The organism is Sphingobacterium sp. UBA7625 (assembly GCF_002484085.1).
Classification (GTDB): Bacteria; Bacteroidota; Bacteroidia; order Sphingobacteriales; family Sphingobacteriaceae; genus Sphingobacterium; species Sphingobacterium athyrii.
This window is the reverse complement of record NZ_DLJD01000057.1, coordinates 2046-4688: the sequence shown is the minus strand read 5'-3', so window position 1 is coordinate 4688 and position 2643 is coordinate 2046. Positions and strand designations below refer to the sequence as shown.

Annotated in this window: 2 protein-coding genes; one reads left to right on the top strand and one right to left on the bottom strand. The window is 42.1% G+C overall.

All coding sequences use genetic code 11. From position 1 onward, the window contains the following. On the top strand, positions 1 to 522 hold a 522-nt coding region (locus B4G94_RS23670), incomplete at its 5' end, for an SMP-30/gluconolactonase/LRE family protein (RefSeq protein WP_286862436.1). 145 nt (positions 523 to 667) lie between these two features. On the opposite strand, the gene B4G94_RS23665 is transcribed toward B4G94_RS23670, so the two are convergent. Further along, on the bottom strand, positions 668 to 2643 hold a 1976-nt coding region (locus B4G94_RS23665), incomplete at its 5' end, for an alkaline phosphatase family protein (RefSeq protein ID WP_286862435.1).

Below are 2643 nucleotides of genomic sequence, written 5' to 3'. Positions count from 1 at the left end.
AATGGTCCAAATGATCTTTGGGTAGATAAGAAAGGTGGAATTTACTTTACAGACCCCTACTACCAGCGTGACTACTGGACCAGAAAAAAACCAGAGATAGAAGGGCAAAAAGTTTATTACCTCCCTTCGGGAAAAGGTAAAAAGCCAATTGTGGTGGCTGATGATGTAGCTAAGCCTAATGGTATTGTAGGAACGCCCGATGGAAAATACCTATATGTAGCAGATAGGGTGCGAAATAAAACTTACAGGTATACCATTGAATCTAGCGGTAAGCTCAGCGGACAGAGGGCAGTCATCGACCAAGGCTCTGATGGGATGACATTGGACAATCACGGAAATATTTACCTTACGGGGAAAGGTGTTTCTATCTATAGTCCAATAGGCGTACTGATAGGACATATTGACGTAAAAGAACCATGGACATCGAATGTCTGTTTTGGTGGCAAAGATCGGACTTACCTATTTATCACAGCTTCAACAGCAATTTATTGCCTCCCAATGCGTACAAAGGGAGTTGATTAAACTGTTTGCCTTCAGCAGTTGGCGTAAATGGCAATTTAGTAATCATAATATGTACACTTGCGATAATTTAATTTCTGATGGACCATTTGGTGACTTTCTTCTCAAAAGCACCAAATGGTTATCAAAAAATTGATTGTCTTAACGATTACATATTTTTCATGCCGCCCATCAAGGGATCCGTATAACTAGATCGCCCTGTTTCAATATGCCCTGCATAACGCAGCTTAAGCGTCGGTTCTTTAGGACTTGTTACTTCGACGTCATACCAGCCTTTACTTTTTGCACAATCCACTTCGAACAATTTGTGTATGCCACTCTTTAATACTTGCGATTTAAATAAACCATATGAACTGTCTGTTAACTGTAGATCTAACGCAGATGAATGCACTTGAACACAAAGGACAGGATTGCCCGAAACCACCTTTGTATAGACCTCAATTTTTGGAAAATTTGACTTATTTGCTTCAATAGAACGATAGAAACCATTAGGGCCATGAAGGGCAAATGAAACTAGATCTCCCGGTATCTTGTCAAGCTGCCAATCGAATTGCAATTGGTCACCATCTTGAACAGCAAAATTCCAGACCTTACCTTTTTCATGTCCATCATAGGGAACATAAGAAATCACAAAATAAGGAATACCTGCCCCCGCTCTAACCGTATTCAACCTTCGGTCTAGTCTAGTACTGATGGAGAAAATTGCTTCTGTACTGGCCATCTTTACCTGTAAATCATAGTGCAGCGCGCAGGCCTGCTTCCATCCATGTTCCTGCATCTGTAAATCGCTATGGTATTGACCTTTGGCCCTGATCGCAGCTAGCTTTTGACTGTCAATCTGTACAAAATCCCCTGGAAGCTTTTTGTTCCGGGCGGAGAATATCCGCTCAACATATGCATTTCTGTCCACAGGCCGTAAATCCGCCTTAGAAACTTTTTCTATCGGACGAAAAGCGGTTGTCAAATCTCCACATACCATCCTTCGCCATTGACTGATATTATCCTCCCGGACAATCTTTCCGGTTTTCTTTTTCAAAAAATGCTCCAAAAATTGAATACAGGAACTATGGTCAAATACTTCTGAATTGACCCATCCTCCTTTTGACCAAGGTGATGCAATCACCATCGGCACCCGATACCCCAGTCCAATAGGGCTCTCGAAGGTCACCGTTTGATTATTTGTCCGCTTCCTCTCCTGCTCTTGCGTTACATATTCATCCGCTGTATCTATTGCTGAAACCGCACCCTGGTCGCTATTTGAACTCAACGGAGGTACAAATGGAGGAATATGATCAAAATATCCATCGTTCTCATCATAGGTCAAGATAAATATTGTCTTTTTCCAGACTTCAGGATCTTTGGTCAGGATATCCAATGTCTCTGAAACATACCATGCACCGTACCAGGGCGATCCCGGATGATCTGAAAACCGACAGGGAGCGACCAACCAGGATACAGTAGGTAGCTTTCTTGCTTCAACATCTTTTCGAAATTGATAGAAGATATCGCCAGCAGGAACCTCAACTTCGTGCCGTCTGCCTCCCTCTGTATACGTTAGCTTATTTAATTTGTGAAAATTAGGATCATCCTGATTAGTCACAAATGCATTTCGATGGATATCTTTTTCAAACTGAGATAGTTTATCAAAATTCTCGGGAGCAAACTGGATAACATCATGTTGTAAACCTGCCAGTTCAGCTTTGACCTTATTTAGCGATTCGACTTTTTTATCGCTTTTTAATAGTCGCTGCAGTTCCTTAATCCGTTCTTTCATCCACTGATAATGCGCAAGGTGATACCTTACGCCGTACTGCTTATGAAATTCGAGATTGTTGTCTGTAAAATTGGCCAGCCAATCCTCTTCTTCACCTTTAAATCCTACAGGTATACTCAACTCATTTTGGTATACCTTCCACGAAACGCCAGCTTCCTGTAGCCGTTCTGGATAAGTCTTCCAGCTAACGTCCTTGTAGTTAATCTGTCCATTATCCACATGGGCAACAGATTCCGGTTTGCGCGGCTGTTCGCGTACGGTGCCTGTCCAAAAATAAGAACGATTGGCACTGGTACCCGTTAATGAGGAACAAAAATGTTGGTCACATACCGTAAATGCATCTGCAAAAG